Origin of the sequence: Methanococcoides sp. NM1, assembly GCF_900774285.1 — an archaeon.
Taxonomy (GTDB): domain Archaea; phylum Halobacteriota; class Methanosarcinia; order Methanosarcinales; family Methanosarcinaceae; genus Methanococcoides; species Methanococcoides vulcani.
Genome location: NZ_CAAGTW010000002.1, coordinates 1 through 13,155 on the forward strand (window position 1 = coordinate 1; position 13,155 = coordinate 13,155).

General features: G+C 41.2%; 15 protein-coding genes and 1 rRNA gene. 9 read left to right on the top strand and 7 right to left on the bottom strand.

The features are described from left to right. Positions 1-57: 57 nt before the first annotated feature. Positions 58-179: ribosomal RNA gene (gene rrf, locus E7X56_RS01900) — 5S ribosomal RNA — on the top strand. Between the two features lie 544 nt (positions 180-723). Here the strand turns inward: rrf and E7X56_RS01905 are convergent. Then, positions 724-1,020 carry a winged helix-turn-helix domain-containing protein gene (locus E7X56_RS01905; protein WP_135604347.1) on the bottom strand — a complete coding sequence of 99 codons (297 nt, stop codon included), beginning with the start codon at positions 1,018-1,020 and terminating at the stop codon, positions 724-726. A 381-nt stretch (positions 1,021-1,401) separates the two neighbouring features. Here E7X56_RS01905 and E7X56_RS01910 point away from each other — a divergent pair, with 381 nt between their 5' ends. Further along, positions 1,402-1,635, top strand: coding sequence for a sulfurtransferase TusA family protein (locus E7X56_RS01910; protein WP_091690142.1), 234 nt, complete (start codon positions 1,402-1,404; stop codon positions 1,633-1,635). 98 nt (positions 1,636-1,733) lie between these two features. Here E7X56_RS01910 and E7X56_RS01915 read toward each other — a convergent pair whose 3' ends face one another. Both E7X56_RS01915 and E7X56_RS01920 read right to left on the bottom strand, forming a co-directional pair. Continuing rightward, the gene (locus E7X56_RS01915) at positions 1,734-2,741 is read right to left on the bottom strand and encodes a DUF169 domain-containing protein (RefSeq protein WP_135604349.1); all 1,008 of its coding nucleotides are present in this window, start codon (positions 2,739-2,741) and stop codon (positions 1,734-1,736) included. Continuing rightward, a complete protein-coding gene (locus E7X56_RS01920; RefSeq protein ID WP_210409224.1) occupies positions 2,738-2,998 on the bottom strand; it encodes a hypothetical protein in 261 nt (86 codons plus the stop codon). Before E7X56_RS01920 ends, E7X56_RS01915 begins: the two co-directional genes overlap by 4 nt. A gap of 86 nt (positions 2,999-3,084) precedes the next feature. On the opposite strand from E7X56_RS01920, the gene E7X56_RS01925 reads away from it, so the two are divergent. The 3 genes from E7X56_RS01925 (at position 3,085) to E7X56_RS01935 (ending at position 5,883) form a co-directional block, all read left to right on the top strand. Then, the gene (locus tag E7X56_RS01925) at positions 3,085-3,612 is read left to right on the top strand and encodes a hypothetical protein (RefSeq protein WP_244603367.1); all 528 of its coding nucleotides are present in this window, start codon (positions 3,085-3,087) and stop codon (positions 3,610-3,612) included. Between the two features lie 9 nt (positions 3,613-3,621). Beyond that, on the top strand, positions 3,622-4,317 hold the full coding sequence (locus tag E7X56_RS01930) for a tetratricopeptide repeat protein (protein WP_135604353.1): 696 nt from the start codon (positions 3,622-3,624) through the stop codon (positions 4,315-4,317). 300 nt (positions 4,318-4,617) lie between these two features. Then, positions 4,618-5,883, top strand: a complete 1,266-nt coding sequence (locus tag E7X56_RS01935) for a PGF-pre-PGF domain-containing protein (protein WP_135604355.1) — start codon at positions 4,618-4,620, stop codon at positions 5,881-5,883. A gap of 24 nt (positions 5,884-5,907) precedes the next feature. Here the strand turns inward: E7X56_RS01935 and E7X56_RS01940 are convergent, their stop codons facing one another. Further along, entirely contained in the window at positions 5,908-6,888 is a 981-nt protein-coding gene (locus tag E7X56_RS01940) for a glycosyltransferase 4 family protein (protein WP_135604357.1), read from the bottom strand. A 249-nt stretch (positions 6,889-7,137) separates the two neighbouring features. On the opposite strand from E7X56_RS01940, the gene E7X56_RS01945 reads away from it, so the two are divergent. Next, on the top strand, positions 7,138-7,716 hold the full coding sequence (locus tag E7X56_RS01945) for a VanZ family protein (protein ID WP_135604359.1): 579 nt from the start codon (positions 7,138-7,140) through the stop codon (positions 7,714-7,716). A gap of 12 nt (positions 7,717-7,728) precedes the next feature. On the opposite strand, the gene E7X56_RS01950 is transcribed toward E7X56_RS01945, so the two are convergent. Genes E7X56_RS01950 through E7X56_RS01960 form a run of 3 tightly spaced genes read right to left on the bottom strand, consistent with a single transcriptional unit; the run spans position 7,729 to position 10,458 of the window. Further along, entirely contained in the window at positions 7,729-8,664 is a 936-nt protein-coding gene (locus tag E7X56_RS01950) for a UDP-N-acetylglucosamine 3-dehydrogenase (protein ID WP_135604361.1), read from the bottom strand. A 1-nt stretch (position 8,665) separates the two neighbouring features. Then, positions 8,666-9,742, bottom strand: a complete 1,077-nt coding sequence (locus tag E7X56_RS01955; RefSeq protein ID WP_135604363.1) for a DegT/DnrJ/EryC1/StrS aminotransferase family protein — start codon at positions 9,740-9,742, stop codon at positions 8,666-8,668. Positions 9,743-9,789: 47 nt separating this feature from the next. Continuing rightward, the gene (locus E7X56_RS01960; protein ID WP_135604365.1) at positions 9,790-10,458 is read right to left on the bottom strand and encodes an acyltransferase; all 669 of its coding nucleotides are present in this window, start codon (positions 10,456-10,458) and stop codon (positions 9,790-9,792) included. Between the two features lie 294 nt (positions 10,459-10,752). Here E7X56_RS01960 and E7X56_RS01965 point away from each other — a divergent pair, with 294 nt between their 5' ends. The 3 genes from E7X56_RS01965 to E7X56_RS01975 all read left to right on the top strand — a co-directional run bounded on the left by E7X56_RS01965 (position 10,753) and on the right by E7X56_RS01975 (position 13,154). Continuing rightward, the gene (locus tag E7X56_RS01965) at positions 10,753-12,024 is read left to right on the top strand and encodes an adenylosuccinate synthase (RefSeq protein WP_135604367.1); all 1,272 of its coding nucleotides are present in this window, start codon (positions 10,753-10,755) and stop codon (positions 12,022-12,024) included. Between the two features lie 203 nt (positions 12,025-12,227). Further along, complete coding sequence (locus E7X56_RS01970) at positions 12,228-12,677, top strand: 30S ribosomal protein S19e (RefSeq protein WP_091689960.1); 450 nt, start codon at positions 12,228-12,230, stop codon at positions 12,675-12,677. Between the two features lie 120 nt (positions 12,678-12,797). Beyond that, positions 12,798-13,154 carry a DNA-binding protein gene (locus tag E7X56_RS01975; RefSeq protein ID WP_135604369.1) on the top strand — a complete coding sequence of 119 codons (357 nt, stop codon included), beginning with the start codon at positions 12,798-12,800 and terminating at the stop codon, positions 13,152-13,154. Position 13,155: the final 1 nt, after the last annotated feature.

Genomic DNA, 13,155 nt, shown 5'->3' on the forward strand with positions numbered 1-13,155 from the left:
GATTCCATTCCGGTTCGAATCCGGACCTTGGCTTTCATCCATTAATATGAGTTAGAGTACGGCGGCCATAGCGGCAGGGCAACTCCTGTTCCCATTCCGAACACAGAAGATAAGCCTGCCCACGTTGCTTACTGTACTGAGGTACGAGAGTCCTCGGGAAATCTGCGTCGCTGCTGTGCTCACTCTATTACCCTTTTTCTTTAACTGATCTTAACTTACTAGTTTTCACTTTGCTGTTCTGATATGTTTCTATTCATGATCTCATTTTATAGATTCGAATTGCTATATGGATCTTACTAACGTCTGTTTCGTTTAACTGATTTCTACAAGCTGCGCTTTGGTCAAAATCCCGAATTTACCTGGCGCTACATCTTCTGACTTATTATTAAACCAGTGGAGAATAGAGGTAATTAAAAAAATCTGATAAATTGTAGATCTGAATACAAAATACAATATTCCAATTCATCGTTAATAGTCTGACTGTAATTTCAATACTTTTCAAAGTATTTAAGCTGAAGATGGATTCTTCTGAGAATTGATTTCCATTATCGACTTACAAACGATATTTTTGGGAAATGAAATAGAAAATAGCTTAAAATAACTGTTGAACTCATTGTTCTCACAATGAGTCCGCCATTGGTTGTAACACCTTTTTACCAATCATATTTTTGAGATACTCGGTTTTTAGGTTGTTGAGTTGATCCGTTTTTCACAGAATTAAATTTATGTTGCCAATACTTCGTACTCCTTAGGGACAGTATATACATTGGCAAAATCAAATTCAGCCGGTGAAGCTGTTTCTCCTGTTACCTGGTGTTTGGTCATATCTTTCAGACCATACAAGCTTTGTCTTGCGTCTTTGAAGTAGAATCTTTCCTGCAGGAAATCCTCATTCTTCAGTCTGCCCAATGCATATCGGATGGTACGGGGAGGGAGATAACTTTGTTCGGCGATTTCTTTCTGTGTAAGAAGACCACCGTATTCAAGTACCTTGTAGACAAGTTTTGCAGAAGGTGGCAACCCTTCAATTGTCTTTCTCAGGTGTTTGTCCTTTGGCTCTTCGATGCTTTTCTTTATCTGTACGTTTTTCTCGTGATTGTCAACAAAAGCGATCCCTCATTTTCATTACTCCTTTGTATAGGTTAAATCTTAGTCGTATCCATAGTTTGATATGGCACGTCACAACTTCACTATCGTGAAGTCACAATTGTGAATACAATTCTCTACTATATAAATGTGTCGGCAAAACACATCAATTGAATAAAATATGCAGAATGTTTTGTGTTGCTAGTCTTACATTGGATTGATGAAGAATACGTCTTTATTTGCCTGTATCTTAGCTCTTATATCTTTACAGGTAGAGCTATTTTCATTCCAATATTAAAGACCAAAGGTGAAAATATGACTGAAGATTCGATCGAATTAGATCTCAGGGGGGAGATTTGTCCCTTTACTTTCGTAAAAACAAAATTGCAATTAGAGGAGCTGGAAAGTGGTGAACATCTCACAGTTATCTTTGATTATGCATCTGCGATATCAAATGTTCCTAAAAGTGTGAAGAATGAAGGTCATACCATTCTTGGTATCGACAAAGAAGAAAATAACATCTGGAAAGTCCATATTAAAAAAGCCTGATCTCTCGGTCAAGTCTCTTTTTTCATCATCTTTTTCATTTAAAAATAGACAAAAGTAGATCCCCTATAGATTATAGGGTAATCACTTTTACTAAAGATTCACTGTATCGTCTTGAGCTTGAATTTAGCAACACGATCCAGCATTACCTCTATTCCATTGTTGACAAGTGCGTTGAACTTTTCAGGTTTCATGGCTGCACGTCTGATGGGTTCGTGGAGGTCGATCAGTAGTATTACATCAACCCAGTTATCCCTGAGACGATAGTTCATCGGGTCTTCGAACAGGCAGGATGCCACATCTTCTGAAACCTTTGCTGCATCCGTATCTTTAAATTTAACAGGGACATGCAGGGTTACTGATGAGCTCTTTCCGCTTTCATCCTTTGGAATGTATAGCCTCACTATCTCATTCCCGAAACGTCCGATGAAATGATCCGTACCTTTCGTGAAACCGAGTGCGAGGATAGCATCCACCAACCGTGCCGGCAGGTCGTCCATAAGACAGCCACAAAGCGCTTTTGTGATACTCTCTTCCTTCAATGATTCTGTGAGCTCAACAAAGGCCTCCATAGGGAATCCGAATACTATTTCATCGTTCCTGTAATCGCTGAACATACGTGCTCCGGCACACAAAAGTGAGAGGTTCACCTTGTTTTCCATTATTGGAATGGTAGTACATTCTCCACAGACCGCGAATTCCCCTTTGAATTTGGCATTTACCATATCTCCTTTCACTTTAGACAACGTTGCTGCCACACGCATGAGCTTGCTGGCGGTTCCGACAACCACCACCACATCAGGTTCGAATTCACATTTGTCAAGTGGTGTAACGGTCATTGTTCTGGTATCCGCGGGTTTCACCCTTGGATACACATCCCCGTAAGCAGGTTCGGTGAACCCGAGTGCAAGTTCTGCGCTTGCACAGGACATATCGTCAGCCGAACAGGTATAGGACGTACCAAACGCTGCAGCTTTTCTGACTATCTCACAATAACGCATAGGATGCGGGATATTAGGATCATCATCGCTGTTGAATTTTACAGCAACCGGTGTAAGTGGCAACTCGAAAAATTGCCTGAACTGTTTTGTCAGTTCCGTATATTTCATGCTTCATCCTCCACCGGTATATCATATTTCTTTGCTATCTCAATGAAAGCTTTAGCGACATATTCTACCTGATCTCTGCTGAGTCCGAATGTATTTAATTTGAAGCTCTTGCTCATACCAGGCTGTATTCCGATTATCTTTCGTTTCTTCAGTTCGTGGTACAGAAAATAACCTCGTTTCTTGGTCTTGGCAGCAGCCTCAAAGAGCGGCAGGGATTCAAATGCCACAAGTGTATGTTCTGTCGGCTTGACACCCATCTGGTGAAATCCTTCGATACGCTCGAGCTGTGTAGCAAGGTATTCCTGGATATGCCCTGGGTCTTATTGCAGGTATTTTTCTTGATATGCAGGGCTACCAGAGAAGTCCTGTGGGTCAATGGCTGGTCAGGACTCTGTCAGGAGAAGGTGAAAGCATACTGGAAGGTATCTATTCAATTCGCCAACGTTTTCTTGGTGGCGCGAGTACAATGGCGGAAGCCTACGGTTGGGGCAAGCTTTTTGGCTTAGCAGTTCCCTGGATAATCGATATTGCCAGTCGCCTTGCAGGTGTTAACGTATATGGCGTTGAGGGTTTCTATATTCCTTACTTCTATGCACTTAGTGACCAGATAGGAGCAAACATTTCCGGGATGCTTTTCCTGAAGAGAAAAGAAGGTACCTGGGTTGGAGTTGTCAATAAGTATGTACGTCATCCTGTGATGGTCGCAAGCCTGGCAATAATTGTGACCGTGCCTTTCGGTCTTTTACTTTTACGCATATATGGCTTCAGCCCAACGACCCAAACCTTTACTGCCCTTGAGACCATTGTGGCAAATCTATGCTGGGTTCCACCTGTTGTGGGCTGGTATGTACAGAGAAAAAGAGGAATATGAGGATATTCTATGGCAAAAGATGATGTAAGTAAGACCGTTGAGAGGTACATTGCCTCCGGCAGATCTGAAAAGGATGTTGAAAGGAAAGAACATTATTTCAAGATGGCTTTACAGCTGCAGCCTAAAAATGTCCACGCATTGAACAATATGGCTCTTCTTTTACAGCAGCAACGCAAATTCAGAGAAGCTGTAGATATTTATGAGAAGATCCTGAGCATAGGTGTTGTGGCAAGACCGTATCCCGTATACTATAATATTTCACTTTGCCTGAAAAGCCTTGGTAACCTTGAAGGCGCAAAAACATACATAAACAGGGCACTGGCAATAAAGCCTGATGATGAGATCTTCCTTGAATTAAAAGAAGAGATCGTTGATCTTCTAAGCAGTGGTTCAAAGGAATCTGTTCCAAAGATCACTTCGAATACTCTGGAGATCGGAGCAGTTTATGATGAATGGGATCCTCCAGCAGTTTCGACACTTACCAGTCAGATATATTATGCTGACTGGAATGATTACAAGTATCATCGTGGATTGGGTGAGACAGATCTTCACGAAAAGGTTATCCGGGACAAACTGGAACAGCGGTTCTACTGCTGTAATGCATGTCGTTATTTCTCAGCAGGCACATGCAGGAAGAAAGGGAAGGTTGGCAGGAAAGTACTGCCGGATTCGATATGCAAGCAGTTTTTCCCAGCAAAAAACTGATTTGTTTTATTTTTTTACTAAAACTATTATTATATTTTCTAGCATTCATATTTTATTTATTGGGGCGATTGCATGTTTTCTAAAAAACCTGTCTATTTATGGAAAGGTTTATCTATTAAGCAATTATACTATATTTTGTCCTTAGGAGAGAACATTGAGACCATTCCTGAACACAACGACATAAACTATTGTACCACCAACATATTCCCCCACCCAAACTCAAAGTTCTCTTCTAATGATTCCATTCAAAAGATAGATATGTTAGGGGGGACTAACTTTTCCTTATAAGTGGTGCTCAATATGATCAATAAACATTTAATTCCAGATAGTTTTACGAATAGTCTTCTAAAAACTCCGGATTCAAATTTACCCGTACGTCTTTTTGTGGTCTTTCTGTTGTTACTATCAGCATTTGCTCTTATAAGTCCGGTCTCTGCAGAGACGGTTGTGAGTCTCTCTCCTGATAACCAATCTGTGGAATTGGGTTCGGAAATTGTTGTTGATGTCTACATCGAGCCAGACATGCCTATATCAGGGGCACAGTTCGACCTGTATTTTGATGGTTCTGTACTTGATGTGAAAAGTGTATCAGAGGGAGACTTGTTTAGCAACACTGCTACTACTCTTTTCAGTGAAGGTACTGTTGACAATACAGCTGGGACCATCATATATGCATATACTGTTCTTTTTGGAAAAGATGAGGTCACAAGTCCCGGCATACTTGCAACTATTGTTTTTAAAACAACCAGTTCTGGTCAATCCAATTTACAAATGGCCAATGTCGTGGTAAGTAATTCCAGCGGAACAGCAGTTCCAATATCGATTGAAAATGCTGTAGTGAGCATATCGGACACGTCTTCATCCGGAGGGGGTACCGATAGTACTGGTTCAGGAAGCAGTGGAGGTGCCGGCGATTCAGGCGAGCAATTTGGGAATATTGAATTCAAAGATGTTGCTGCAAGGACGGTTAACAAGGGAATGGATGTGTCCTATACTTTCAGTTCTCGTGAGAATCCGATTGTGAACGTAAACTTCACACCTCTCAAAAATTCAGGTTCTATAACCACAACTGTTGAAGTTTTGAAGAACAGGTCTGCTCTTGTTCAAGATGATCCCGAGGGGCTTGTTTACAGGAATATGAACATATGGGTTGGAAAATATGGTTTTGCAACTCCTGCAAATATTGAAGCCATGACAATTGGCTTCAGGGTTGAAAGTTCATGGATGGAAAGAAATGATATTAATGCTTCTGCTATCAGGCTAAACAGACATTCTGATGGTAAATGGGATGCTCTTCAAACCATGGTCATGGGTGAAAAAGATGGTTATGTTTATTTTGAATCTTCAACACCAGGGTTTTCACCATTTGCAATAACTGCAGATTCTGATCCCACAATGGCATTGAATCATGATCCTTCCGGGAATGGGGCACAAATTCTGGATGATAGTTCTTCAGAGGATTCAACTTCCGATGATAATGAAGACGAAACTCTGGATCAGAATTTGATCTTAGTGCTTTTCATTGTATTCATGGTTCTGACTGTAAAGCGTGGCAGGGGTAAATGAACTCTGTCAATGCATTTTTTAATTTTAGATCCTTCCCGGAATAAGGAGTGCAATAAAACAGAAGAAGCCTGTTAAAAGATACATTGCATATGTTGCCTGCTTCTCAGTAACGTTATAGTAGTAGGGAAGTATCCATTTCAATGTGTAAGGATTCGGAACTTCGATTATTCCGTCGCCTCTATTTCCTCCAAATTTAGCTACCGGGAATTTCTTGACTTTCCAGTAAACGTAAAGCAGGAAGTTCACAGTATGTGGGATTAGCATGATGAATCCGCTTATAATGAATCCCTGTATGACTATCAGAGTACCAATTGTTGCTCCTATTGTAAGTGAACCCACATTTCCCCAGAATATTTTCGATGGATATCGGTCATAAATGTAGTATCCCACAAGTGCTCCTGTTATTGCAATTATTGAAAGGATGTTGTTTACATCTCCAATCATTATAGATTTTAGTATCAGTGATATCAGGATTATTATCGAGAGACCGGATGCCAGACCGTTATATCCGGAATGCATATTAACAAGGTTCGAAGCTACAAGGACATAGGTTGGTATAATGAACTGCAAATAAAGTATTCCTAGCTCAAGACTACCAATAGCTGGGATCACAAGTGCTGTGTTTGTGGCACATTGGATAAGCGGATAAGAACAATAATACATAATAAGAAGTTTAGATAATCGTCCGATATCGATCATATCATCGAGTATTCCAAATAGCCCAAAAAGACAAACGACAATAAGGGCAATGTAATTGGCAGGTTCGAAGTTGAAGAACAAGCTGTTAAAGGATATTGATAACATTGCTAGAAGCAGAATGACTATGCCACCACGCTCAGGGATCTTCACATGCCCTTTCTTATAATAGTCTCGTGCAAGAATACCGCTTTTAGTGAACTTTTTTATGAAATAAGGCATTGAGATGACAGTTAGCACCAAAGGTAGAAGGAAATTACTTGCTATTGCCAGATTATATATCATTGAAGGAGATGTAATATCTACCATCTTTGTACCTTTTACTTTAATTCAATGTCTAACTACTGGCGCTAAGCTATATTCTGCTCTGTTAAACTATATTGTGTTCTGCTTCCCATTCCACAATTTCCGTATATACTACATTGATATCGATTTATATAAAGTTGTCATCACAAGTTATATATGTACTCTGAAGTTAAATTATAGTGTAAGTTTTTTGTTTCATCTTCTAAATATTAGATGATGAAAAGCATATCTTTGTGAGTCGGGGTGGCGGGAATGGTCAAAGAAAACACAGATTCATATTTGATTGTGCCTCTAAAAGACCCAAAGAATAATGACAGCTATCGTATTAGAAGATTCCATATTTTCATTGCACTTTCTATACTTTATGGAGGCTTTATTTTTTATCTTTCATCACAATCTGCTATCAACGTGCCAAATGAAAGTTTTTTATTTGAATGGTCCATTGATTATGCAAAGAACAACAGTATTATCTCCAAAGTAATCGGTGTTCCTCTTTTAATGGACATTGTACGCTACTCTTATGGTAATTTTGATAAGATTGCACATATGTTCCTGTATTTAGGATTAGGGATTCTTTTACATATAACATTCCGTAATTCCGGAAACAATACCCTTAAAAAATATGCACCATTATTTGCGATTCTTCTGGGCATTGCCTATGGGATCACGGATGAGATTCACCAGATGTACGTTCCAGGCAGAACTCCAAGTGAAGCCGACCTTGTAGCAGATAGTGTAGGTGTAACCCTTGCCCAAATTATATTCTGGATCATCATCCTCAAGAGCTTTCTACTTCGTAAAAAAGGTAAAGATCCTAAAAATTTAAAGTAAGGTTAGATCAATTCAGTCAATCCTTATTATGCCATCCCGATTGTAGGATCCTATGGCTGAGAGTGCAACTTTTAATGCATGTTTTCCGTCAATGCCTGATTCGAGGGGTGTATCTCCTTTCTCTATGCAGTTTATGAAATGTTCGAGTTCCTTTTGCAGTGGTTCAGCTTTCTCAACCTTTGCATTTCTTATCCATTTAGCATCATGTATTGTAACTGTTTGATCGATGTAGTCCAGGTATCCGACCCCATGTACGCCAATAACTTCCATTTTTCTCACTTTGTGTGGGGTTAGCCAGTTAATGTTAACAACACCTGCCTGTTCATCATCAAATCTGAGCATTATAGATGCATGGTCTTCCTTTGAATGAATGTCCTTGCCGGCAATAGCGTAGACTTCTGTGACATTGCTACCGTACATATATGATATAGCATCGATGTCATGTACTCCAAGGTCGAGGATAATCCCCACATCTCTTATCCTCGGGTTGTAAGGGCCAACTCTCTTTGTGGAAATAGATACTATCTTTCCAAGGAGTCCGCTATCTATTATTTCTTTCATTTTTGTTGTTGCAGGGTTGAATCTCTCGATCTGTCCTACCATAAGGATAACTCCTGCCTTTTCGGCGGCTTCTATCATTATGTCGGCATTTTCAAGTGTATCTGCAATGGGCTTTTCTACAAGTACATTCGCATTTGAATTTATAGCATCCAATGAGACCTTTTTGTGGAGTGTAGTTGGGACAACAATACTTACTGCATCAAGATTCTCTTTTAAGAGCTCTTCATAATCAGTATAAGCTTTAACATCATATTTTGCTGCCAGTTCTTCGACCCTGTCCCTGTCAACATCGGATATTCCTACAAGTTCCACTCCTTCCATTTCTTTGTAGATCCTGACATGGTGCTGCCCCATAGCACCAACACCTATAACTCCTACACGTGTCATTTTACTTACCCCCCTCTATTACAGTTTTGATTATATGTTTAACATCTTTCTCTGAAACACCCGGGTGTACCGGAAGTGAGATGACTTCCTTTGCTGCTTTTTCACATACTGGCAGATTGTAGTTGTATTCTGCTTCAATATATGTCGGTTGCATATGTATTGGTATCGGGTAATAGACGCCTGTACCGATGCCATTCTCATTCAGCTTTGTGATCAGAACATCGCGTTTTTCCGCCCTTATGGTGTATTGGTGGAACATGTGCTCACATCCTTCCCTGATAGTTGGAATGGTAACTCCACTTACATCTTTTAGTCCTTCTGAAAGGAGCTGTGCATTCTTCCGGCGTTTAAGGTTGAATTCATCGACCTTTTTGAGCTGAGCCAGACCAATTGCAGCTGCAATATCTGTCATTCTGAAATTGTACCCTATCATTTCATGAATGTAACGTTCCTGTGAACCATGTGCACGTATCATCCTGGCTTTTCTGGCAATTTCACTGTCATTGGTGGTTATAATTCCACCTTCTCCGGTGGTCATGTTCTTTGTGGGGTAGAAACTGAACGCTCCCGTTCCGAAGGAACCGACTTTCTTACCGTGGTAAGTTGCACCATGGGCCTGACATGAATCTTCAATAATGGCCAGATCGTGATCTTCTGCAATTTCATTTATCTGCTTCATTTCTGCCGGATGGCCGTAGAGGTGTACCGGCATCAGTGCCTTTGTATCTTTGGTTATACTATCCTCTATTATATCAGTGTTGATATTGAACGTTTCAGGCTCAATATCCACGAATTCCGGCCTTGCACCGGTATATATGATACTGTTAGCAGTTGCTATGAAGCTAAAGGACGTTGTGATGACCTCATCGCCTTTACCTATCCCATGTGCCAGCAGTGCGGCATGAAGGGCAGCTGTTCCGGAGTTCACTGCGATCGCATGCTCTGTTCCGATATATTCTGCAAAAGCACTTTCAAACTCTACAACACATTTTCCTTCTGCGATGATTCCTGAAGCCAGCACCTCAGATACTGCATCTATTTCTTCATGTCCAAGATTGGGTTTTGCTATTGGAATCATAGTATCCTCTTGTATTTTTGGAATTTTCCTGATAAGTTCAGATCAGATCAGATCCTGTTTAGTGATCTCAGTTCTTCTGGAAGTTCTTCTATCTTTGCAGGGCAACCTATCGCAAGTTTCCATGGGGGGACTTCCCTTGTCACCAGCGCCCCACCTGCTATAAATGCACCTTCTCCGATCTCAACTCCCGGGAGTATGGTTGCATTTGCACCTATAGATGCTCCTTTTCGAATCAGAGGGCCTTCCGGTTTGTATTCTTTACGAATTGGATATTTATCATTTGCAAGTACTGCGCAAGGTCCGATGAAAACATTATCCTCTATCGTCACATGGGTTGGAATATAGACGTTCCCCTGGATGCTGACATTATTGCCAATAGTTACATCTCCATCGATGATCACGTTGGTTCCTATCAGGACATTATTTCCAATAGTGGTGTTCTCACGTATCATACAGTTGTGTCCTGTCTTGAAGTTGCTACCTGTCCTGACATTATTGAAGATCGTTGTATTCGGTCTTATGAATGAGTTGGGGCCAATTTCACATCCCTGAAAATCAGAATCTTCGATGGGGGCATCACCCTCTACTATTCGGGAGAGGATCTTATGTTCCGGATATCCAAGTATAACGTTTTCAAGTACTACTGAATTATCTCCTATAGTGCTTGATCCATATATCTTGGCAGAAGAATGTATTTTTAAATTTATATTATTCAATATGAACTCCCCGGTATCTTATATGTCAGTAATACATTGATAATGTTTATGGTTTGTAACATATAGCATTTTGGAATTATTCTTTGAAATTGATAGTTTATTTGTTGGTGGCAGTTTTTCATCTGATAGACAATTTGCCTTTAACTTACACTTGTATTCAGTTGCAATGAGTGATTTAACATAGTTTCCATCCTCTGTGTCAATTATTATTTCAGCGGCAAAAGTAGAGTTATTATCTCAACATCTCTAATGTTGCCAAATGCTTTATATGTATAAACTGCAATTTCCCCCTCTATGTTTACTATTCTGACAGGATCACAGTTTGGTGATGAAGGAAAAGGAAAGATCGTTGATCTGCTTTCAAAAGACTACGATCTTGTCGTCAGGTTCCAGGGTGGCGACAACGCCGGTCATACGGTAACAGTTGGCGAGGATGTCTATAAGTTACATTTGATACCTTCCGGGTTTTTACTTGATTCAAGGGTGCTGATAGGTCCGGGTACTGTCCTGAACCCTGAGGTTCTGGCAGAGGAGATCGATATGCTTGGAAAGGGCGGTGTTGATATCCATTCCGATAAGCTTGGTATCGATGCTAAGACCAGTATCATTATGCCATATCATATTGAGCAGGACGGTCTTCGTGAATCTTCCCGTAAGGAGAAGATCGGCACTACTAAGAGGGGTATTGCTTTTGCTTATATGGACAAGATCGCAAGGGATGAGATCCGCATGGGCGACCTGGTCGATTCCGAGAAGCTCCTGAGCAGACTTTCGGAGATGGCTCCTTCTAAAGAGGCAGCTATCAGGGAACTTGGCGGGGATCCTTCAATTGTCACCGATAAGGAACTTATTGATAAGTACGTGAAGCTTGGTCAGAGGTTGGCTCCTTATGTTACCGATGTGTCCTATGAAGTGAACAAAGGTATTGAAGATGGCAAGAACGTGATGGCTGAGGGTGCACAGGGCACTCATCTTGATGTTATCCACGGTACACAGAAGTTTGTGACCTCTTCAAGCACAATTGCAGGTTCAGCATGTGCAAATCTTGGTGTTGGTCCTACTAAGGTGGATGAGGTTCTGGGTATTGTTAAAGCTTATATTACAAGGGTCGGAGAAGGCCCGCTTCCAACAGAGCTTGATGATGGGGCCGGCAAACATTTACATGATGTGGGTCATGAGTTCGGTACTACTACCGGAAGGTCCCGCAGATGTGGCTGGTTCGATCTCCCGCTTTTGAAGAAGGCAATTTTCCTGAACGGCTACACAAGTGTCGCATTGACAAAACTAGATGTGCTGACCGGCCTCGAAATTAATAAAATATGTGTTGCCTATGAGCTTGATGGGGAAAGGCTGGATTATCCGCCTATTGATGCTTCCGATCTTGACAGGTGCAAACCTGTTTATGAAGAGATGCCTGGCTGGTCTGACGATCTCACAGATGTCAAAAGCTATGCAGATGTTCCCGAACCTGCCCGCAACTATGTCGAGCGCCTTGAAGAATTGATGGGCGTACCCATTGAATACGTGTCCGTAGGACCTGGCAGGGAGCAGACTTTCGGGAAATAATGCTCCATTATCTATAATACAATGCATGAGTACAGGAGTATATGCGAAAACTGCCGAAACACGTATATACTAATCAATAAATTACAACCCTATTTCCATGCACACATTATGATAGATAATTATACTTGCTGGTAACAAGTTTACTGAATAAATCAACTACAAATAAAAATCCAATCGATACATTTCATTCCAAGGAGGATAAGATGACTACAGCATATGATGTTCCTGCTGCAAATATTATTGCAAAGGTGGCAGAGAAACTAAAAGAGAACGATCAGATCAATGCTCCCGTATGGGCAGCTCACGTTAAGACAGGTGTTCACAAAGAATTGCCACCTATTGATAATGAATGGTGGTACACTCGCTGTGCAGCTATTATGAGGACCATTTACATGGAAGGTCCTATCGGTGTGGAGAGATTAAGGTCTGTCTATGGCGGTAAAAAAAGGAGAGGCGCAAACCCATCCAAGAAAGCAAAAGGAAGCGGTTCTGTCGCAAGGGAAGTAGCTCAGCAGCTCGAAAATGCAGGCTTTGTCCGCAAGTTGAAGAGCGGAAGGGTAATTGCTCCTGCTGGCCAGTCACTGCTTGACAATATGGCAGTTGAGGTCAAGAACGAGCTTGTCGAAACAATTCCAGAACTTGCAAAGTACTGAATGGGTGTTAAGGGAGTTGATCTCCCATCCTGTTCAGATACATAATAATTGCTATACAATTGCTATACAATGGTTCTATCGGGCCATTTGTAATAAAATCGGAAAGGACGTGATGAAGTAATGGTGGACGATATTGAAGCTATCCGAAGAAAGAGACTTGCTGAAATGCAGCAGCAACAGCAGGCAGCTCCTCAAATGGAAAATGATGCCCAAGCCGCATACCAGCAGCAACAGGCACAGGCTGAAAGGGATGCTCAGGTCCAGGCGGTCCTTCGTCAGATCATGACCCCTGAGGCGCGCGAGAGGCTAACTCGCTTGAGACTATCACGCAAGGAACTGGCTGAACAGCTTGAATCCCAGCTTGTGATGCTCGCTCAAAGTGGTCGCCTGCAGTCAATGATCGATGATGATAAGCTTAAATTACTTCTTTCACAGATGCAGCCCAAAAAACGTGAACCAACCATCACACGTATGTGAA